The organism is Hydrogenophaga sp. (assembly GCF_019635465.1).
Classification (GTDB): Bacteria; Pseudomonadota; Gammaproteobacteria; order Burkholderiales; family Burkholderiaceae_C; genus Hydrogenophaga.
In genome coordinates this window covers 46,500-67,742 of record NZ_JAHBZK010000018.1, presented here as the reverse complement: position 1 = coordinate 67,742, position 21,243 = coordinate 46,500, and the positions used below count along the sequence as shown (strand labels likewise).

Sequence of the window (21,243 nt, the reverse complement as noted above, 5' to 3'; positions counted from 1 at the left end):
ATGCTGACCGTCGAGAACCTGCACGCCTACTACGGCAAAAGCCATGTGCTGCATGGCGTGAACTTCGAGGTGAAACAGGGCGAGATCGTGGCGCTGCTCGGGCGCAACGGCTCGGGCCGCTCCACCACCGCCAAGGCCATCATGGGCCTGGTCGATGCCACCGGCACCATCAGCTGGAAAGGGCAGTCCATCCTGGGGCGCAAGCCCTTCGAGGTGGCCCACGCCGGCATTGGCCACGTGCCCGAGAACCGCGACATCTTTCCACGGCTGACCGTGCACCAGAACCTGATGCTGGGCGAGAAGCGCGGCGCCAAGAACCCCCGCTGGGGCTTCGACGACATGTACGCCATGTTTCCGCGCCTCAAGGAGCGCCAGCACACCGAGGCCGGCGTGCTCTCCGGCGGCGAGCAGCAGATGCTCACCCTATGTCGTTCGCTCATGGGCGACCCGGACCTCATCATCATCGACGAGCCCACCGAGGGCCTGGCGCCCAAGATCGTCGAGCTGGTGGCCGAGTACCTGCAAAAGCTCAAGGCCCGCGGCATCTCGGTGCTGCTGATCGAGCAGAAGCTCACCATCGCGCTGAGCATCTCCGACCGCACCCTCGTCATGGGCCACGGCAGCATCGTCTTCAACGGCACCCCCGAGGATCTGAAAGCCGATCCCGCCATCCGCAAGGAGTGGCTGGAGGTCTGACGAGGCACCAGGCTCGCGCAGTCCTGCGGGCGACACGCGGGGCTTGCCCGGCCTTGTTGCGCTCCTAAAATCGAACGGTCGTTCTATTTCCGCGGTCCTCCCCATCCGGGCCGCCGGCCCCCGCTTCCCGAACAACACCCGAAGGAGATTGCATGTCCGCTGATTACCAGGTCCATGGCGACGTGGCCGTCATCACGCTCAACAACCCGCCCGTCAATGGTCTGGGCCTGGCCACACGCCAGGGCATCACGGCCGGCCTGGAGCAGGCGCAGGCCGACGCCAAGGTCAAGGCGGTCGTCCTGACCGGCGCTGGCAAGGCCTTCTCGGGCGGTGCCGATATTCGCGAGTTCGGCTCGCCCAAGGCACTGGCCGAGCCCAATCTGCTGAGCGTCATCCTCGCGGTGGAGAACTGCACCAAGCCGGTGGTCGCCGCCATGCACAGCGTCGCCATGGGCGGCGGCCTGGAGCTGGCGCTGGGTTGCCACTACCGAATCGCCGCGCCGGGCTGCAATGTGGCCCTGCCCGAGGTCAAGCTGGGCCTGATTCCTGGCGCCGGTGGCACGCAGCGCCTGCCGCGCGTACTGGGCGTGGAAGCCGCGCTGAACATGATCGTCAGCGGCGAGCCGATCAAGAGCGAGATGCTGGCGCAACTGCCGGGCCAGAAGCTGTTCGACAAAATGGCCAGCAGCCCCGACAAGCTGGCCGAAGAAGCGCTGGCCTTCGCGAAAGAGGTCGCAGCGAAGCATGCCGACGGCAGCGCGCTGCCCCTGGTGCGCAACCTGCCTTGCAAGCACAAGGACGGCGACGCCTACTTCCAGTTCGCGCGCAACATGGTCAAGGGCATGGCCAAGAACTTCCCGGCGCCGGCCAAGTGCGTGGACGCCGTGGAAGCCGCCACCAAGATGAAGTTCGACCAGGGCATGGTCTTCGAGCGCGAGATCTTCATCAACCTGATGTGGACGCCCGAGTGCCGCGCGCTGCGCCACCTGTTCATGGCCGAGCGCGCCGCCAGCAAGATCCCCGACGTGCCGGAAGACACGCCGCAACGCAAGATCGAGAAGGTCGCCGTGATTGGCGCCGGCACCATGGGTGGCGGCATCTCGATGAACTTCCTCAACGCCGGCATCCCGGTGACCATCCTGGAGACCAAGCAGGAAGCACTGGACCGCGGCGTGGGCGTCATGCGTGGCAATTACGAAGCGCAGGTCAAGAAGGGCAAGCTCAAGCAGGACAAGCTCGACGCGCGCATGGGCCTGCTCAGCACCACGCTCAACTACGAAGACATCAAGGACGCCGATCTGGTGATCGAGGCCGTGTTCGAGGAGATCGGCGTCAAAGAGGCGGTGTTCAAGAAGCTCGACGAGGTGATGAAGCCCGGCGCCATCCTGGCGTCCAACACCTCCACGCTCGACGTCAACAAGATCGCCAGCTTCACCAAGCGCCCGCAGGACGTGGTTGGTCTGCATTTCTTCAGCCCGGCCAACGTCATGAAGCTGCTGGAAGTGGTGCGCGGCGACAAGACCGCCAAGGACGTGATGGCCACGGTGATGACCGTGTCCAAGAAGATCAAGAAGACCGCCGTGGTCTCTGGCGTGTGCGACGGCTTCATCGGCAACCGCATGGTGGAACAGTACGGTCGCCAGGGCGGCTTCCTGCTCGACGAAGGCTGCACGCCGGCGCAGGTCGACCGCGCCATCGAGAAGTTCGGCTTTGCCATGGGCCCGTTCCGCATGGGCGACCTGGCCGGCAATGACATCGGCTGGGCCATCCGCAAGCGCCGCTACACCGAGAAGCCCGACATGAAGTACAGCAAGACCGCCGACCTGCTGTGCGAGAAAGGCCGCTTCGGCCAGAAGGTGGGCAAGGGCTGGTACGACTACAAGCCGGGCAAGCGCGACGCCATCCCCAACGCCGAGGTCGAACAGATGATTGCCGAGCACCGCAAGGCGCTGGGCATCACGCCGCGCAAGATCTCCGACGAAGAGATCGTGCAGCGCCTGGTGTTCTCGCTGGTCAACGAGGCCGCGCACATCCTTGAAGAAGGCATTGCCAACAAGCCCAGCGACATCGATGTGGTCTACATCTTTGGCTACGGTTTCCCGGTGTTCCGCGGCGGCCCGCTGCGCTACGCCGACGAGGTGGGTCTGTTCAACGTGATGCAGGCCATGAAACGCTTCCAGAAGAACCCGCTGGACGACGCCAAGTTCTGGGAGCCGGCGCCGCTGATCCAGCGCCTGGTGGCCGAAGGCAAGTCCTTCACCTGAGGCGCCGACCTTGCGCGTGCTCAAGAAGTTCGCTCTGGCGCTGCTGGCGCTGGTGCTCGGGCTGGTCGCGATGGTGGCCGTCAACACCTGGCGCCACGGCTCGCGCCAGCTTGAGGTGCCACCCGCCGAGCGCATCGCGCTCGACGAAGCCGGCCTGGCCCGGCGCCTGGCCGGTTCGCTGCGCTTCAAGACCATCTCGACCCACGACAATGCCGACGCCAGTGCCGACCAGTTCGACGGGCTGCACGCTTACCTGCGCCAGAGCTACCCCAAGGTGTTCGGCACCTTGAAGCTCGAGCAGGTGGGCCGCAGCCTGCTGCTGACCTGGCCGGGCACCGACGCCACGGCGCCGCCGGTGGCCTGGATGGCGCACCAGGATGTGGTGCCCATCGCCCCGGGTACCGAGGGCAACTGGGCGGCGCCGCCGTTCGACGGCGTCGTGCGCGACGGTTTTGTCTGGGGTCGCGGCTCGTGGGACGACAAGGGCAACCTGATCGCCCAGCTCGAAGCGGTGGAGCAACTGCTTGGCCAGGGCTTCCAGCCCCGGCGCACGCTCTACCTGGTGTTCGGCCACGACGAAGAGGTGGGCGGCATTCACGGCGCCAAGGCCATTGCCGAGCTGTTGCAGTCGCGCAATGTCCGTCTCGACTACGTGCTCGACGAAGGCCTGCTCATCACCGACGGCGTGATGCCGGGTCTGAAGGCGCCCGCCGCGCTGATCGGCATTGCCGAGAAAGGCTATCTGTCGGTGGGCCTGAGCGTGACGGCCTCCCCCGGCCACTCGTCCATGCCGCCGGCCAGGGGCGGCAGTGCCATCGCCATGATGAGCGCGGCCCTGCAGCGGCTCGAGAACGACCAGATGCCCGCGGCGATCCGCGGTGTGGCGCGCGAGATGTTCGAGACCATCGCACCGGAGATGAGCGGCTTTCAGCGCGTCGCGCTGTCCAACCTGTGGTTGTTCGGGCCGGTCGTGCAAAAGCAGCTGGAGCGGGGTGCCAGCACCAACGCCATGATGCGCACGACCACCGCGCTGACCATCGTCAACGCCGGCAGCAAAGACAACGTGCTGCCGGGCCGCGCCGATGCAACGGTGAACTTCCGTCTCCTGCCAGGCGACACCCGCGAGGGCCTGATGGCCCACGTGAACAGCCATACGCACGCTGTTGACGAGCGCTTCGAGCTGACGCAGTTGCCCGGCAGTTCCGAGCCATCGCCCATCTCGCCCACCGCCGCGCCGGCGTACCAGCGCCTCAACCGCACGGTGCGCGAGGTCTTTCCCGGCACTCTGGTGGCGCCGGGTCTGATGATCGGTGCCACCGACTCGCGCCATTTCCAGGCCATCAGCGACCACATCTACCGCTTTTCGCCGGTGCGCGCGACGCCGGAAGATCTGCCCCGCTTTCACGGCACCAACGAACGCATCGCCATTGCCAATCTGGCCGACATGGTCCGCTTCTACCGCCGCCTGCTCAGCGCGGACCTGACCCCTTAAACACCCCTACATACCCAGACCGAGGAGCCATCATGAGCAACGCCGTCATCGTTTCCACCGCCCGCACGCCGCTGACCAAAAGCTGGAAGGGCGCCTTCAACATGACCCACGGCGCCACCCTGGGTGGCCACGCCGTCAAGCACGCCCTGCAGCGCGCCGGCGTCGATGCCGCTGAGGTCGAGGACGTGATCATGGGTTGCGCCAACCCCGAGGGCGCCACCGGTGCCAACATCGCGCGCCAGATTGCCCTGATGGCCGATTGCCCGGTCAACGTCTCGGGCATGACGGTCAACCGCTTCTGCTCGTCGGGCCTGCAGACCATCGCACTGGCCTCGCAGCGCGTGATCGCTGGCGAAGGTTCGGTCTATGTGGCAGGTGGCGTTGAGAGCATCTCCTGCGTGCAGCAGGAGATGAACCAGCACATGCTGCGCGACCTGGCGCTGGACAAGAAGAAGCCCGAGATCTACTGGAGCATGCTGCAGACGGCCGAACAGGTGGCCAAGCGCTACAACATCAGCCGCGACGTGATGGACGAATACGGTGCCGCCAGCCAGCAAAAGGCCTGCGCTGCCCAGGCCGCCGGCAAGTTCAACGACGAGATCGCTCCCATCACCGTGACCGCCGGCGTGGCCGACAAGGTCATGGGCCTGATGACCAAGCAGGTCACCGTCAGCGCCGACGAAGGCCTGCGCGAAGGCACCACCAAGGAAGGCATCAGCGGCATCAAACCCGCGCTGCCCGGTGGCGTCGTCACCGCCGGCAACGCCAGCCAGTTCAGTGACGGAGCCGGTGCCTGCGTGGTGGTTGATGAGGCCTATGCCCAGAAGAAGGGCCTGAAGCCCATCGGCCGGTTCCTTGGCTTTGCGGTGGCCGGTTGCGAGCCCGACGAGATGGGCATCGGCCCGGTGTTCGCCGTGCCCAAGGTGCTGGCCAAGCTGGGCCTGAAGGTCAGCGACATCGACCTGTGGGAGCTCAACGAAGCCTTTGCCGTGCAAGTGCTGTACTGCCGCGACAAGCTGGGCATCCCGCCCGAGCTGCTCAACGTCAACGGTGGCGCCATCGCCGTGGGCCACCCCTATGGCGTGTCGGGCCAGCGCCTGACCGGCCATGCCCTCATCGAGGGCAAGCGCCGCGGCGCCAAGCGCGTGTGCGTGACCATGTGCATCGGCGGCGGCATGGGTGCTGCCGGCGTGTTCGAAGTGCTCTGACTTCGGACGACGCGTGGATGCCGTCAGCGTAAGCCCCGAGGCCTTTCTGGCCATGGGGCGCGATGTGCTGGCGAAGCAGCCGTTCTCGCAACTGATCGGTGCCGAGCTGGCCGCCCTGAGCCCGGGGCGTTGTGAGCTGCAGGTGCCGATCGGCGAGTCGGTCAAGCAGCAGCACGGCTTCGTGCACGGTGGCGTGCTCAGCTACGCCGCCGACAACGCGCTCACCTACGCCGGGGGCACCGCATTGCGGGTGCCCGTGGTCACGAGCGAATTCAAGATCAACTACCTGCGCCCGGCCATTGGCGAACGCCTGATCGCGCGCGCCGAGGCGGTGCACACCGGCAAGAGCCAGGCGGTGTGCCGCTGCGACGTCTTTGTGGTGCACGAGGGTGTCGAGAAGCTGTGCGCCGTGGCGCAGGGCACCATCGCCGCCTTGCCGCCCAGAGCCTGAACGAGGAGACACCATGAGCCTGCGCCCCACGGTCGACTTTCTGTTGCACGACTGGCTGGGGGTCGAGTCGCTGCGCGAACGCGAGCGCTTTGCCGACCACAGCCGCGAGACCTTCGATGCGGTGCTCGACACCTGCGAGCGCATTGCGCGCGAGAAGTACGCCCCCTTCAACCGCCTGGTGGACACGCAGGAGCCGCACTTCGACGGCGAAAAGGTCATCCTGCCGCAGGCCACGCACGACGCGCAGAAGGCCTACGCCGAGAGCGGCATGCTCAGCGCCGCACAGGACTACGAAATCGGCGGCATGCAGTTGCCCTACACGGTCGAGGCGGCGGCAAATGCCTTCTTTGCGATGGCCTCGGTCAGCATCGGCAGCGGCATGCTCACCACCGGCAACGCCAACCTGCTGATGGCGCACGGCACCGACACCCAGAAGCGTGTCTTTGCCTTGAACGAGTTCGGCGGTCGCTGGTCGGGCACCATGTGCCTGTCCGAGCCGCAGGCCGGCTCCAGCCTGAGCGACGTGGCCACGCGCGCGCTGCCCGATGGCGACGACTTCATGGACGACCCGCTGGGGCCGCGCTTTCGCCTCAAGGGCAACAAGATGTGGATCTCGGCCGGCGAGCACGAGCTGACCGAAAACATCATCCACCTGGTGCTGGCCAAAATCCCCGGCCCCGACGGCAAGTTGCCGCCCGGGGTGAAGGGCATCTCGCTGTTCATCGTGCCCAAGAAGCTGGTCAACACCGAGGCCGAACTCACGGGTGAACGCAACGACGTGGCCCTGGCCGGTCTCAACCACAAGTGCGGCTGGCGTGGCACCACGAACACCTTGCTCAACTTCGGCGAGGGCAAGTTTCCGGTGCGTGGTGCAGCGGGTGCGGTGGGCTATCTGGTGGGCAACCCCGGCGAAGGCCTGCGCTGCATGTTCCACATGATGAACGAGGCACGCATCGGCGTCGGCATGGCCGCCACCATGCTGGGCATGGCGGGCTACCACGCCAGCCTGGCCTACGCCAAGGACCGTCCGCAAGGGCGCCCGGTGGGGCCGGAGGGCAAGGACCCGAGCCGACCGCAGAGCCGCATCATCGAACACGCCGACGTCAAGCGTATGTTGCTGGCCCAGAAGAGCTATTGCGAAGGCGCGCTGGCGCTGGAGCTTTACTGCGCGCGGCTGGTCGACGAGCAGCACACCGGTGCGGCCGACGCGGCGAACGAAGCGCGCCTGCTGCTGGAAGTGCTCACGCCGATCGCCAAGAGCTGGCCCAGCGAGTGGTGCCTGGAGGCGAACAGCCTGGGCCATTCCGCATCCACGGCGGCTATGGCTACACGCGCGACTTTCCGGTCGAGCAGTACTGGCGCGACAACCGCCTGAACATGATTCACGAAGGCACGCATGGCATTCAGGCCATGGACCTGCTGGGCCGCAAGGTGCTGATGGAAAACGGCCAGGGCCTGCAGTTGCTGGCGCAGCGCATCAACGCCACCATCGAGCGCGCCATCCAGCTTGAAGCGCTGGCCGCCCACGCCAACGCGCTCGGCAAGGCGCTGCAGGACGTGGGCTCGGCCACCAAGGCCGCCTGGGCCACCGGCAACCCGGCAGACGCTTTGGCCAACGCGGTGCCTTACCTCCAGGCCTTCGGTCACCTGGTGCTGGCCTGGGTCTGGCTTGACGTGGCCTTGGCGGCCATCACCGCACCCGAAGGGGCCGCACGCACTGGCCGGCTCGCGGCGGCGCGCTACTTCTTCCACTACGAGCTGCCCAAGATCGGTGCCTGGCTGGGCGTGGTGGCCAGCCGCGACCCGACCTGCGCCGAGTTGCCCGAGGAGGCTTTCTGATGGGAGCGATCTGATGGGAGCGTTCTGATGCTGCGCCACATCGTGATGTGGAAGCTCAAGGAGCACGCCGAGGGTGCCGACCGGGTCGCCAACCGGCTCAAGGCCAAAGCCCTGCTCGAGGCGTGTGCCCGACTGGACCCCGGCACGCTGCATTTCCAGGTGGGCATCGCGCAGGAGGGGCTGGAGTGCACTTACGACGTGGTGCTCGACAGCACCTTTGTCGACCGCGAGGCCATGGCCGCCTACCAGCAACACCCGCAGCACGTGGCCCTCAAGCCCTTCATGAAGGCCATCGTCGCCGAGCGGCAGTGCATGGATTTCGAGATCTGAACACACGCGTCAGACCGCGCATGCCCGCGCCGCGGCGGTGACACACAAGCGCCAGTCGAAGGGCCACAATGGCCCGGTTCGTTTTCATACCCACAACACGAGGCAGACAAGACATGACCCGCACCGTTTCCCAACTGTTCGATCTCAAGGGCAAGACCGCGCTCATCACCGGTGGCTCGCGCGGCCTGGGCCTGCAGATGGCCCACGCGCTGGGTGAAGCCGGCGCACGCGTGATGCTGAGCTCGCGCAAGGCCAGCGACCTGGAAGAAGCCACTGCCGAACTGCAGGCCGCCGGCATCGATGCACGCTGGATCGCCGCCGATGGCCAGAGCGAAGAAGAGTGCCGCCGCCTGGTGGACGAAACCATGCAGCGCCTGGGTGACATCGATGTGCTGGTCAACAACGCCGGCGCCGCCTGGGGTGCCGCGGCCGAAGACCACCCGGTCGAGGCCTGGGACAAGGTCATGAACCTCAACGTGCGCAGCTACTTCATCATGAGCCAGGAGGTCGCGCGCCGCAGCATGATCGCCCGCAAGCGCGGCAGCATCATCAACACCGCCTCCATCGCCGGCCTGGGTGGCAACCCGCGCGACATGAAGACCATCGCCTACAACACCTCCAAGGGCGCGGTGATCAACTTCACCCGCGCACTGGCGGCCGAGTGGGGCGCCCACGGCATTCGCGTCAACGCCATCTGCCCGGGCTTCTTCCCCAGCAAGATGACGCAAGGCACGCTCAAGGCCATGGGCGAGGAGCGCCTGGCCGCCCATGCCCCGCTGGGCCGCCTGGGCGACGACGAAGACCTCAAGGGCCTGACGCTGCTGTACGCCAGCGATGCCGGCAAGCACATCACCGGACAGTGGCTGGCGGTGGACGGTGGCGTCTCCATCATCACCGGAGGCTGAATTGGCCCACCCCCGCCGCGCTGCGCGCGACCCTCTCGAGGGGGTGGCACCCACGGCCCGGCAAAGCCGGTTCCGTGGAGCCTCTGGCCGGCAGGCACGGCACACCACCGCATCCTTTTCCTGACCATGGAATTTTCCGTACGCATCCCTTTCGTCGATCTGCTTGGTTTTGAGCTGCGCCGCATGGACGGCGGCGAGGCCGAGATCGCCTTCGACCCGGCCGCCGATCACCTCAACTCCTTTGATGTGGTGCACGGCGGCGCCAGCATGACGCTGCTCGACGTGGTGATGGCCCACGCGGCGCGCTCGGTGCAGATGGAGATGGGCTGCGTGACCATCGAGATGAAGACCAGCTTCATGCGGGCGGCCAAGGGGCCCTTGCTGGCCAAAGGCCGGCTGCTGCACCGCACCGCCACCATGGCTTTCACCGAAGGGCAGATCTTCGATGCCGCCGGCAAGCTTTGCTGCCACGCCACCGGCACCTTCAAGTACGTGCCCCGCCTACCCACCGGGCCGGGCAGCGTGCAGGGCCTGAACCGCATTTCGACCGACTGAGATGCGGATCGACCAACAATCTGTGGCTCTGGTGACCGGCGCGGCACGCGGTATTGGCCTGGCCACGGCACGACTGTTTCTGGAGCGGGCCTGGCGCGTCGCCCTGATCGACATCGACGAGGCCACGCTCGCGTCCGCCGAGGCCGCCTTGCGGGACGAGGGCATCGGCCCCAACCGCGCCATCGCGGTACCGGCCGATGTGTCGCACCCACAGCAGGTTGAGGCCTGCGTGCAGCGCACGCGCGAGCACTTTGGCCGCATCGACGCGCTGGTGAACAACGCGGGCGTGGCTGTCTTCAAGCCGATCGGCGAGACCACGTTTCATGAATGGCGCCACGTCATGGCCACCAACCTGGACGGCGCCTTTCTGATGACGCAGGCGGTGGTGCCGGTGATGCTGGACGACGGCGGTGGCGCCATCGTGAACATCGCCTCCATCTCGGGACTGCGCGCCAGCACCCTGCGTGTGGCCTACGGCACCAGCAAGGCCGCGCTGATCCACCTGACCAAACAGCAGGCCGTGGAGTACGGCAACGCCGGCGTCCGCGTCAACGCGGTGGCCCCCGGCCCGGTGGAAACCGCCATGGCCGCCGCGGTGCACACGCCAGCCATCCGGGCGGACTACCACGACGCCATTCCCCTGGCGCGCTATGGCAGTGAACGGGAGATTGCCGAAGCGGTGGTCTTCCTGTGCAGCCCGGCCGCCAGCTACATCAACGGGCAGACGCTCGCGGCCGACGGCGGATTCGACGCCGCTGGCGTGGGTCTGCCCACCCTTCGAAAGCCCTGAGGAAACACCATGCCGAAGAACCAACAGATCCTGCTCGACAACCGCCCGCAAGGCGAAGCCACGGTGAGCAATTTCAAGCTCGTGAGCGGCGACACCCCACCACTCAAGGACGGCCAGGTGCTGGTGCGCCACCATTTCCTCAGCCTCGACCCCTACATGCGCGGGCGCATGAACGACAGCAAGAGCTATGCGGCCTCGCAGCCGCTGGGCGAGGTGATGATCGGCGGCACCGTGGGTGAAGTGGCCGAATCGAAAAACCCCAAGTACGCCGTGGGCGACAAGGTAGTGGGTATGGGCGGCTGGCAGGAGTACAGCGTGGTCGATGCCGAGCAGCCGGGCGCGCTGCGCAAGGTCGACACCACCCATGTGCCGCTGAGCCACTACCTGGGCGCCGTGGGCATGCCCGGTGTCACCGCCTGGTACGGCCTGGTCAAGATCATCGACCCCAAGCCGGGCAACACCGTCGTGGTGAGCGCGGCCACCGGTGCCGTCGGCAGCGCCTTCGGCGCCCTGGCCAAGGCGCGCGGCTGCCGTGCGGTGGGCATTGCCGGCGGCCCCGAGAAATGCAAGTACGCGGTCGAAGAACTCGGCTTTGACGCCTGCATCGACTACCGCGAGCACAAGGACATGTACTCGCTGGCCAAGGCGCTCAAGGAAGCCTGCCCGGACGGCATCGATGGCTACTTCGAAAACGTGGGCGGCATGATCCTGGACGCCGTGCTGCTGCGCATGAACGCCTTCGGCCGCATCGCCGTGTGCGGCATGATCGCCGGCTACGACGGCCAGCCGCTGCCGCTGGCCAATCCGGCGCTTATTCTGGTCAACCGGCTCAAGGTCGAGGGCTTCATCGTCAGCGAGCACATGGAGGTCTGGCCCGAGGCGCTCAAGGAACTGGGCATGCTGGTGGCCACCGGCAAGCTGCGCCCGCGCGAGACCGTCGCACAAGGCATTGCATCCGCCCCCGAGGCTTTCCTGGGTCTGCTCAAGGGCAAGAACTTCGGCAAGCAACTCGTGAAACTGGTGTAAGCCGTACGGCCTGCGGCGTTACCCAACAGGGGGCCGCCGCCGGCCCTACAAAGCCGGTTCCGCGCTGGCCCGCGAGAGGAGATGGCATGAGCGTGACACACGAGGTCTTCAACCAGCCCGCGCCGCTGGTGGACGTGAACCTGTTCGAGACCAACAGGGCGCTGCAATCGGCCCTGGCCTTCAATGCGCCTGGGCTGGACACCGCGACCCTGCGTGACCTGGGCGCCCTGGGCGCCCTGGTGGGCAGTGCCGAGTACCAGACGCACGCACGCCTGGCCAATGTGTTCACGCCGCAGCTCAAGACGCACAGCCGCTTCGGCCACCGCATCGACCAGGTGGAGTTTCACCCGGGCTACCACGCGCTGATGCGCGCCGCCGTTGGCGCGGGCCTGCATGGCAGCGCCTTTGCGCCGAGCGAGCAGGCCAGCGGCACCGCACACCTGCGCCGGGCCGCGGGCTTCATGCTGTTCACCGAGCTTGAGCCCTCCATGCTGTGCCCGATCTCGATGACCTATGCCGTCACGCCCGCGCTGCAAGGCAACGCCGCCATCTACCGCGACTGGGCGCCTCAGCTCACCAGCCACGCCTACGACCCGGCGCTCAAGCCCTGGCGCGACAAACCCGGCGTGACCATGGGCATGGGCATGACCGAGAAGCAGGGCGGCTCCGACGTGCGGGCCAACACCACGCGGGCCGAAGCCGACGGCAGCGACGACTGGGGCCAGCGTTTCACCGTGACCGGGCACAAGTGGTTCTTCTCGGCGCCGATGTGCGACGCCTTCCTGATCCTGGCGCAGACCGTCAGCGGCCTGAGCTGTCTGTTCCTGCCGCGGGTGCTGCCCGACGGCTCGCTCAACGCCATCCACATCCAGCGCCTCAAGGACAAGCTGGGCAACAAGGCCAACGCCAGCTCCGAGGTCGAGTTCCACGGCGCGACCGCCTGGCTCGTGGGCGAAGAAGGGCGCGGCGTGCCCCAGATCCTGGCCATGGGCACCATGACCCGGCTCGATTGCGCGCTGGGCACCAGCGGCCTGATGCGTCAGGCGCTGTCCATTGCGCTCAACCACACCACGCAGCGCAAGGCCTTCGGCAAGTACCTGATCGACCAGCCGCTGATGAAGAACGTGCTGGCCGACCTGGCGCTCGAGAGCGAAGCGGCCACGGCGCTGGCGCTGCGACTGGCCCGCGCCTTCGACCGACCGAGCGACCCGCACGAGGCCGTGATGGCACGACTGCTCACGCCAGTGGCCAAGTTCTGGATCTGCAAACGCGGCAGCCACTTTGCCCAGGAGGCCATGGAATGCCTGGGCGGCAACGGCTATGTGGAAGAGGGCGGCGAGGGCATCATGGCCCGCATCTACCGCGAGATGCCGCTCAACTCGATCTGGGAAGGTGCGGGCAACATCATGGCGCTCGACCTGTTGCGCGCCATTCGCAAGGCCGACGCCGCCGCCGCACTGGCCCATGAACTGGCCCCCGCCAAAGGCATGCACCCGGCACTCGACCACCTGGCCGCGCGCCTGCCGCTGCGGGTGGAAGAAATGGCCACCGAGATGGAAGCGCGCCGGCTGGCTCAGGACGTGGCGCTGGCCGTGCAAGCGGCCTTGCTGGCGCAGACGGCGCCCGCTGCGGTATTCCAGGCCTTCTGCGATTCGCGCCTGGGCGGGCACTGGGGTTACAGCTTCGGCAGCCTGTCCGCCGGCACCGATGTCGACGCCATCATCGAACGCGCGCAACCCCACTAAGGATGCTCTTCAAAACCCCCGCCATGCGCGTTCGGATCCAAAACGGGATGAGTGGCGTGCCTGCTTGGTGCCGTGTGTGCCGGGTGGCACACACAAACCAACAGGTGCGGCACACGCCCGTTTTGGGCCGAACCCGCATGGGCCGTGACCTGGCGGGCGATCCGCCGCGTTGCGAATGCGGGCAAGCCGTTCAGGCTTGCCCTGGCATTCGCGCCTTGCGGCTCATCCCGCCAGGTCACGGCGCGCACGGCGCGGGTTTTGAAGAGCATCCTTAGGGGCCCGCCATGCACGCCACCACCATGCACGATCTGATCCTTCACCACTACCCGATGTCGCCCTTCGCCGAGAAGGCGCGCAGCATGCTTGGCTTCAAAGGCCTGGTCTGGCACAGCGTGCACATTCCCTCGGTCATGCCCAAACCCGACGTGGTGGCGCTCACCGGCGGCTACCGCCGCACGCCGCTGCTGCAGATCGGCGCCGACATTTATTGCGACACCGCCCTCATCGCCGACGTGCTCGAACACCGCGAGCCCGAACCGGCCTTGTTTCCGGTCCACGCGCGCGGCCTGGCGAGGCTGGTGGCGCAATGGGCCGACACCACCCTGTTCTGGGCATCGATGAGCCACACGCTCAGCCCCAAGGGCGCCGCGGCCCTGTTCGGCAAGGCGCCGCCCGAAGAGGGCAAGACCTTTGCCACCGACCGCGCGGCGATGCGGGTGAACATGACCCAGTTGCGCCCGGCCGATGCCACCAGCGCCTACCGCAGCTACCTGCGGCGCCTGGCCAACATGCTCGACGACCAGCCCTATCTGCTGGGCGAGCAGCCCTGTGTCGCCGACTTCGCCGCGTTTCATCCGCTGTGGTTCACGCTGCGCATCAACCCGGCCATGGCGGGCATCTTCGACGGCACGCCCGACGTGCTGGAGTGGTTTGAACGCATCGAGGCCATTGGTCACGGCCAGCCGCAGCGCATGCGCAGCGCCGACGCCGTCGGCATTGCCCACGCGGCCACCCCCGAACCCATCAAGCCCGACGAGGTGTTCCAGGACGACCATGGCATCGCGCTCGGCAGCCGGGTCACCATCGCTGCGGAATCCTTCGGCACCGAAACCACCGAAGGCACTTTGCGCGCGGCCACCCGCACGCGCTACACCGTCGAACGCCAGGACGAGCGCGCCGGCACGGTGCATGTGCACTTCCCGCGCGTGGGCTATGTGCTGCGCGAGGTGAAGGCTTGAGCGACGGGATCAACTGGCGCTGCCTGCCGTTCGACGCACTCTCGCCACAGGCGCTGTATGACCTGCTGCGCTTGCGCACCGAGGTCTTCGTGATCGAGCAGAACTGCGTGTTCCAGGACATGGACGGCGCCGACCCGGCCTGCCACCACCTGCTGGGCACGCGCGACGGGGCCTTGCTGGCGTATGCGCGCCTGGTGCCCGCGGCGCTGAAGTTTCCCGAGGCCAGCATTGGTCGGGTGGTGAGCGACCCGTCCACCCGCGGTACCGGTCTGGGACACCGGCTGATGCAGGAAGCCGTGACTCAGCTGCAAACGCTTTGGGGCGAGCAGCCCGTGCGCATTGGTGCGCAAGCGCACCTGCAAGGCTTTTATCGCCAACACGGTTTCGAGCCCGACGGCCCGATCTACCTGGAGGACGGCATCGACCACATCGAGATGCTGCGCCGCTGAACACCCACCACACACATGGAGACAAACGAATGATCGACGACTTTCAGGGCAAGACCGCCGTGTTGACCGGCGCCGGCTCCGGCTTCGGCCTCGAATGCGCCCGCATTGGCGCCAGCCTGGGCATGAACCTGGTGCTGGTCGACGTGCAGGCCGATGCGCTGGCCAGGGCCGAAGCCGAGCTCAAGGCAAGCGGCGCCAAGGTACTGGCGCGCCAGGTGGACGTGTCCAGCGAGGCGCAGATGGCCGAATTGGCGCAGGCGGTGCAAGCCACCTTCGGCGCCCCCCATTTCGTGTTCAACAACGCGGGCGTCGGCTCCGGCGGGCTGATCTGGGAGAACTCGGTCAAGGACTGGGAGTGGGTGCTTGGCGTGAACGTGTGGGGGGTCATCCACGGCGTTCGGCTGTTCACACCCATGATGCTGGCCGCCGCCAAGGCGGACCCGACCTGGCGCGGGCACATCGTCAACACGGCCAGCATGGCAGGCCTGCTGACCCCGCCCAACATGGGCATCTACAACGTGAGCAAGCACGCGGTGGTGGCCTTCACCGAAACGCTCTACCAGGACTTGCGTCTGGTGACCGACCAGATTGGCGCCAGTGTGCTGTGCCCGTATTTCGTGCCCACCGGCATCAGCCAGAGCCACCGCAACAAGCCCGCCAATCTGGCCGACGAGAAGCCCACCCAGAGCCAGCTGATCGGCCAGGCCATGAGCGACAAGGCCGTGAGTTCGGGCAAGGTCACGGCGGCCGAAGTGGCGCACAAGGTATTCGAGGCCATGCGCGAGGACTGCTTCTACGTCTTCAGCCACCCCAAGGCTTTGGGCAACGTGCGCTCGCGCATGGAAGCCATCGTGGCGGTGGAGAACCCGCCGGATCCGTTCCTGGAGCGACCAGAGGTCGGGGTGCAACTGAAGGCAGCCCTGCGATCGGCTTGATCGAACTGGTGGCGTGTCAACTGCGCATCAACGGCGCCGATGCGCCAGCCACCGCGCGACAACGCGATGCACCCAGGCCCGCAACGCGCCGCGTTGGCCCGCCTCGTTCCTGTTGGCCGTTGGCAGCGCAGTCCGAAGTCGTTGGATCGATGTGGTCTGACTGAAGTCCAGCTCAAAGTCCGAGTCGACCACGGTGTCCGCAGCGCTGGCGGTGGTGGCTTGTGCCCGGCGGCAGATCGCCTGGTGCCGGTTGATGGCCTGTCGCAGGGCCTGGCGCATTTGTTGCGGCGCGACCGGGCGCGCCAGAAAGCGGTAAATCTGCCCCTCGTTGATCAGGCGCGCCATGAGCTTGATGTCGCGCGCCGCGCTCAGCACGACCACCACCACGTCGGGGCGGCTCTTGCGCACCGACGCAATGAAGGTGATCTGCTGCTCGCGGTGCACTGACAGGTCGGCCACCAGCACCGCGACTTGCTCACGCGCCATCAAGCCCAGTGCGTCACCGACGTCGTGCGTGGAGACGAAGCGCGACCCCTCGGGTGCCGCGGCCGTCACTTTGTCGGCCAGTTCGGGCTCGGCATCGAACAGCAGCAAGGTGGCCTGCACCGGGGTGTCGTCGTCATCGAGGATGGCGGTCTCCTCGAAACCCGTCCCTGTGTCTGCATTCAGGCGCGCCAGGCGGGAGGCCTCACCGACCGTGTGCAGCAAGCGCTGGTTGTCCCAGGGCTTGGTGATGAAGCGAAACACCTCCGCTTCGTTGACGGAGGCCAGTACCGCGCCGAAGTCCGAGTAGCCCGTCAGCAGCAAGCGGACACATGTCGGCGCAATGTGCCTGGCCCGTTCGAGGAACTCCGTTCCGCTCATGCCCGGCATGCGCTGGTCGCTGATCACCACGTCGAACCGGTCGGCGGCCAGCAGGGCCAGGCCCGTGGCGGGATTGTCGGTCACTGCCACGTCGAACTGGTCCCTGAGCAACCACCTGAGTGAGCGCAGCAGCCCGGGTTCGTCATCAACGCACAGCACCTTCGGGCGGTTCGTCGCGTGCTTGTTGGTGGGTTTCATGACGACTTCTCTTGCGGCAACGGGAGCCAGACCCGGAATTCGGTGCCCCGCCCCGGCTCGCTCTCCACATCGATGCGTCCACCGTGCTGCTCGACGAGGTCGCGCGCGATCGACAGGCCCAGCCCCGTGCCTTCGCCCGCGCCTTTGGTGGTGAAGTAGGGCTCGAACGCCCGCGCTTGCTGCTCGCGGGTCATGCCTTTGCCGGTGTCGCGCACAGCCACGCAAATGTGCTGCTTGATGAGCGCGCTGCTCACCGTGACGACGCCAACACCTTCAATCGCCTGCGCAGCGTTCATGATGAGGTTCATGAACACCTGATTGAGCTGGGACACGTTGCAGCTCAGCGGTGGCAATGGCCTCAGGTGGCGAACCAGCTCGACCTTGGGGGAGATCACCGTCTTGGCGATGTAGCAGACGGTGGCGACCGTGGCGTTGAGGTTGACCTCGGCCGTGCGCGACTGATCGACGCGGCTGAAGTTGCGCAGGTTGTCCACCAGTTCGGTCATCTGCCCCATGCCCATCAGCACGTCAGAGAGCATGGAGTCGGCCTCTGCCACCTCGTCGGCAACCTGGGTAAGGGTGGCGGCCAGCACCGGGTGAGAGCGTTGTGCGACCGGGCGAACGGCATTCACGAACTTCTTGAGAACCTGAATCGTCATCTCGACGTTGTTGCGCGAAAACGCCAGCGGCGTGTTGAGCTGGTGCGCGACCCCGGCCACCATCTGTCCCAGCGCAGTCATCTTCTCCGCCTGCGCCAGCCGCTGGCGCACCGATGCGGTCTCCACGGTCTGGGCCTCGATCACCGCCTGGGCCCTGCGCACGATGATCCACAGCAGGGCATAGAGCCCACTCAGCATGGCCACAAGGAAGATCACCTGCTGGCCGGATATCCGCCGGATTTCCGCATCGGCCAACTGGATCTGTTGCGCCAACTGGCGCTCGTTGTCCGCAACGCTTTGTGAGAATGCCAAGGCACTGGCCCTGTTGCGCTGGATGAACTGCGTCACGTCGGCGTAGATCTCGAACACCGCAATCACCCGGGCAGTGATCGGGTCCAGAAGTGGCAAATAGCTGGCGATGAGATCCCTGCCCATCACCGTCCCCTGGAGCTCGCTGAAGTTGTCCCTGTAGCTCAGCTCGCTGACCGATCGGCCTTCGCGCGCAGCAGCCAGCCACCCGGGGCTGCCCGATTTGTCCTCCCCGATCTGTTCGTCGTCGGTGGAGTAGATCGTGGTGCCGTACAGGTCGTAGAGCTTGACCTTGAATACCGTGCTGGCCTGCATGGTCTCGTGCACACGGCGGTTCAGGTCGGCAAAGGCGGGCAGGGACTTGATGCGATCGGCTGCGGAGCGCAGGCACTCGGGCCTGGGCGGCGCCTGGCAGCGCCACAACTCCAGCAGGTCGACCTGGGTCAGAAAGGGTGACACGTCTGTTGACCACAGGGCGTTGGCCAGCAGACGCGCAATGTTGACATTGGCCTGCTCATGAAAGTCGAGCAGATCTTTGTGGGCTGCCTGCGCCGCACGCGCAGCGAACGCCTCCTGCATGCGCTTGATGCTGTCGGCCCCTCGCGTCTGCACTGCATTGAAGAAGTCGGCCTGCCGCTGCTCGAGGTGCAGAACCGTGGCACCCACGACGATGAAGGCCAGCAGGCTCGCGATGGCGAAATAACGGGTGAGTTGGAATTGCACTTGCATGGGCTGCGTCGAGCAGAGCCCAACACCGAAGCGCGCAATGGCGCGCCGACCAAGCGGCGATCCTAGGGATCACGGCTTCGGAGATCGATACCGTGTTGGCAGTATTTGCAGAGCGAAGAGGCGTGGTGATCCTTCCATCAAGAAGGGGCTGTGCCCGCGCCCTATGGCAAACTCGCGCGCTTTCGTTTTGGTCAGGTGGGTCGCCCCGACGCGACCCGACAGATTTCCCGAATGTTGACGATCGTTGCGCGCATTGCGCAGGACCTCAAGGTCCGTGAATCCCAGGTGCAGGCCGCGGTGGACCTGCTCGACGGTGGCGCTACCGTCCCCTTCATTGCGCGTTACCGCAAAGAGGCCACAGACGGCCTTGATGACGTGCACCTGCGCGAGCTTGAGGCCCGCCTGTCCTATCTGCGTGAACTTGAGGATCGGCGTGCTACGGTGCTCAGGAGCATCGAGGATCAGGGCAAACTCACGCCCGAGCTTCGCGCCGCGGTCGAAGCTGCGCCGAGCAAGCAGGAACTTGAGGATCTCTACCTGCCCTACAAGCCCAGGCGGCGCACCAAGGGCATGATTGCGCGCGAGGCAGGGCTGGAACCCCTGGCCGATGCGGTGTGGGCCGACCCGTCGCAAGACCCGGCGCAACTGGCCGCCGCGTACGTGAAGGCCGAAAAAGGCGAAGACGGCAGCGACTTCACCACCGTGGCGGCCGTGCTCGACGGCGTTCGAGACATCCTGAGCGAGCGCTGGTCCGAAGATGCCGCGCTGGTGCGCTCGTTGCGCGAGTGGCTCTGGAGCGAAGGTCTGTTCACCAGCAAGCTGGTTGCTGGCAAAGACGAGAACGCGCCCGAGACCGCCAAGTTCCGCGACTACTTCGACTACAACGAGCCGATCGCCAAGGTGCCTTCGCACCGCGCATTGGCGGTGTTTCGCGGCCGATCGCTGGAACTGCTTGATGCGCGTCTGGGCCTGCCCGAAGACGCGATGCCCGGCCAGCCCTCGCTGGCCGAAGGGCGCATCGCCCAGCACCTGGGCTGGCGCCACCAGGGACGCGCAGGCGACGATCTGTTGCGCAAATGTGTGGCCTGGACCTGGCGCGTCAAACTCAGCCTGTCCAGCGAGCGCGACCTGTTTGCCCGCCTGCGCGAGAACGCCGAGGCGGTGGCGATCCAGGTGTTCGGCAACAACCTGCGCGATCTGTTGCTGGCGGCGCCTGCGGGCCCCAAGGCGGTGATGGGCCTGGATCCGGGCATTCGCACCGGCGTGAAAGTGGCGGTGGTCGATGCCACCGGCAAACTCGTGGCCACGAGCACGGTCTATCCACACGAACCACGCCGCGACTGGGACGGCGCCTTGCACACCCTGGGCCAGCTGTGCAGCCAGCATGGCGTCCAACTCATTGCCATCGGCAACGGCACCGCGAGCCGTGAAACAGACAAACTGGCCGCCGACCTGATCAAGCGCCACCCCGGCGTGCAAAAGGTCGTGGTCAGCGAAGCCGGTGCATCGGTCTACTCGGCCAGCGAGTTCGCCAGCCAGGAAATGCCCGATGTGGACGTGAGCCTGCGCGGTGCTGCCAGCATTGCCCGCCGTCTTCAAGACCCGCTGGCCGAGCTGGTCAAGATCGATCCCAAGAGCATTGGTGTGGGCCAGTACCAGCACGATGTCAACCAGAGCGAGCTGGCCCGAACGCTGGACGCCGTGGTCGAGGACTGCGTCAACGGGGTCGGCGTTGATCTCAACACCGCCAGCGTGCCCTTGCTGACGCGCGTCTCGGGTCTGTCGGGTGCGGTGGCCAAGGCCGTGGTGCGCTGGCGCGATGCGCACGGCGCGTTTCGCAGCCGACGGCAACTGCTGGAAGTGACCGGCCTGGGTGCCAAGACGTTTGAGCAGGCGGCCGGCTTTCTGCGCATCCGCGACGGTGAAGACCCCCTGGACATGACGGGCGTGCACCCCGAGAGCTACCCCGTGGTGCAGCAAATCATTGCCAGCGCCGGACAACCCGTGCAGTCGCTGCTGGGGCGTGCCGACGTGCTGGGCAGGCTGCGCCCCGAACTGTTCGCCAACGAAACCGTTGGCGTCATCACGGTACGCGACATTCTCAAAGAGCTGGAAAAGCCTGGCCGCGACCCAAGACCGGACTTTCAGGTGGCCCGTTTCAACGACGGGGTCGAAGACATCGCCGACCTGCGCGAGGGCATGGTGCTCGAGGGCACGGTCAGCAACGTGGCGCAGTTCGGCGCCTTTGTCGACCTGGGCGTGCACCAGGATGGGTTGGTGCACGTGAGCCAACTGAGCAACAAATTCGTACAGGACGCCCGAGAGATCGTAAAGACCGGCGACATCGTCAAGGTCAAGGTGCTGGAGGTGGATGCCGCGCGCAAACGCATCAGCTTGAGCATGCGCCTGGACGCCACGCCCAGCCGGCGCGATGGCCCGCGCGACAACCGTTTCGAGCCCGCGCGGGGCGGCAAGGGGCGTCCTGCCGCGGAGGTGCCATCGGCCATGGCCAGCGCCTTTGCCAAGCTGCAGGGTCAGCGACGAAGCTGAGGGTCAAGTTG

General features: G+C 66.5%; 17 protein-coding genes and 1 pseudogene. 16 read left to right on the top strand and 2 right to left on the bottom strand.

All coding sequences use genetic code 11. The features are described 5' to 3' along the window. From KF871_RS16115 to KF871_RS16045, 15 genes and pseudogenes are all read left to right on the top strand, one after another. A complete protein-coding gene (locus KF871_RS16115; protein WP_291144773.1) occupies positions 1-696 on the top strand; it encodes an ABC transporter ATP-binding protein in 696 nt (231 codons plus the stop codon). Positions 697-848: 152 nt separating this feature from the next. After that, positions 849-2,960 carry a 3-hydroxyacyl-CoA dehydrogenase NAD-binding domain-containing protein gene (locus tag KF871_RS16110; RefSeq protein ID WP_291144770.1) on the top strand — a complete coding sequence of 704 codons (2,112 nt, stop codon included), beginning with the start codon at positions 849-851 and terminating at the stop codon, positions 2,958-2,960. A 10-nt stretch (positions 2,961-2,970) separates the two neighbouring features. Then, positions 2,971-4,452 (top strand): M20 family peptidase, encoded by a 1,482-nt coding sequence (locus KF871_RS16105; protein ID WP_291144769.1) that lies wholly within the window; start codon positions 2,971-2,973, stop codon positions 4,450-4,452. A gap of 32 nt (positions 4,453-4,484) precedes the next feature. After that, positions 4,485-5,660, top strand: a complete 1,176-nt coding sequence (locus KF871_RS16100; protein WP_291144766.1) for an acetyl-CoA C-acyltransferase — start codon at positions 4,485-4,487, stop codon at positions 5,658-5,660. Between the two features lie 52 nt (positions 5,661-5,712). Next, positions 5,713-6,111, top strand: coding sequence for a PaaI family thioesterase (locus tag KF871_RS16095; protein WP_291144895.1), 399 nt, complete (start codon positions 5,713-5,715; stop codon positions 6,109-6,111). 13 nt (positions 6,112-6,124) lie between these two features. Next, positions 6,125-7,950, top strand: a pseudogene (locus KF871_RS16090) (acyl-CoA dehydrogenase). Between the two features lie 27 nt (positions 7,951-7,977). Beyond that, positions 7,978-8,280 carry a Dabb family protein gene (locus KF871_RS16085; RefSeq protein WP_291144764.1) on the top strand — a complete coding sequence of 101 codons (303 nt, stop codon included), beginning with the start codon at positions 7,978-7,980 and terminating at the stop codon, positions 8,278-8,280. 113 nt (positions 8,281-8,393) lie between these two features. Further along, on the top strand, positions 8,394-9,185 hold the full coding sequence (locus KF871_RS16080) for an SDR family oxidoreductase (protein WP_291144761.1): 792 nt from the start codon (positions 8,394-8,396) through the stop codon (positions 9,183-9,185). Between the two features lie 126 nt (positions 9,186-9,311). Continuing rightward, on the top strand, positions 9,312-9,740 hold the full coding sequence (locus KF871_RS16075) for a PaaI family thioesterase (RefSeq protein ID WP_291144758.1): 429 nt from the start codon (positions 9,312-9,314) through the stop codon (positions 9,738-9,740). Position 9,741: 1 nt separating this feature from the next. After that, on the top strand, positions 9,742-10,530 hold the full coding sequence (locus KF871_RS16070) for an SDR family NAD(P)-dependent oxidoreductase (protein ID WP_291144755.1): 789 nt from the start codon (positions 9,742-9,744) through the stop codon (positions 10,528-10,530). A 9-nt stretch (positions 10,531-10,539) separates the two neighbouring features. Further along, entirely contained in the window at positions 10,540-11,556 is a 1,017-nt protein-coding gene (locus KF871_RS16065) for an NADP-dependent oxidoreductase (RefSeq protein WP_291144752.1), read from the top strand. Between the two features lie 86 nt (positions 11,557-11,642). Next, a complete protein-coding gene (locus tag KF871_RS16060; RefSeq protein WP_291144750.1) occupies positions 11,643-13,301 on the top strand; it encodes an isovaleryl-CoA dehydrogenase in 1,659 nt (552 codons plus the stop codon). 299 nt (positions 13,302-13,600) lie between these two features. Next, positions 13,601-14,539 carry a glutathione S-transferase family protein gene (locus KF871_RS16055; protein ID WP_291144892.1) on the top strand — a complete coding sequence of 313 codons (939 nt, stop codon included), beginning with the start codon at positions 13,601-13,603 and terminating at the stop codon, positions 14,537-14,539. Beyond that, on the top strand, positions 14,536-14,988 hold the full coding sequence (locus KF871_RS16050) for a GNAT family N-acetyltransferase (protein WP_291144747.1): 453 nt from the start codon (positions 14,536-14,538) through the stop codon (positions 14,986-14,988). Before KF871_RS16055 ends, KF871_RS16050 begins: the two co-directional genes overlap by 4 nt. Before the next feature lie 29 nt (positions 14,989-15,017). Then, entirely contained in the window at positions 15,018-15,923 is a 906-nt protein-coding gene (locus KF871_RS16045) for an SDR family oxidoreductase (RefSeq protein ID WP_291144744.1), read from the top strand. Between the two features lie 27 nt (positions 15,924-15,950). On the opposite strand, the gene KF871_RS16040 is transcribed toward KF871_RS16045, so the two are convergent. Further along, the gene (locus KF871_RS16040; RefSeq protein WP_291144742.1) at positions 15,951-16,985 is read right to left on the bottom strand and encodes a response regulator; all 1,035 of its coding nucleotides are present in this window, start codon (positions 16,983-16,985) and stop codon (positions 15,951-15,953) included. After that, positions 16,982-18,682 (bottom strand): HAMP domain-containing sensor histidine kinase, encoded by a 1,701-nt coding sequence (locus tag KF871_RS16035; RefSeq protein WP_291144739.1) that lies wholly within the window; start codon positions 18,680-18,682, stop codon positions 16,982-16,984. Before KF871_RS16035 ends, KF871_RS16040 begins: the two co-directional genes overlap by 4 nt. A gap of 231 nt (positions 18,683-18,913) precedes the next feature. Here KF871_RS16035 and KF871_RS16030 point away from each other — a divergent pair, with 231 nt between their 5' ends. Further along, positions 18,914-21,232: a Tex family protein gene (locus tag KF871_RS16030; protein WP_291144736.1), complete on the top strand. Its 2,319-nt coding sequence runs from the start codon at positions 18,914-18,916 to the stop codon at positions 21,230-21,232. The last annotated feature ends 11 nt before the right edge of the window (positions 21,233-21,243 follow it).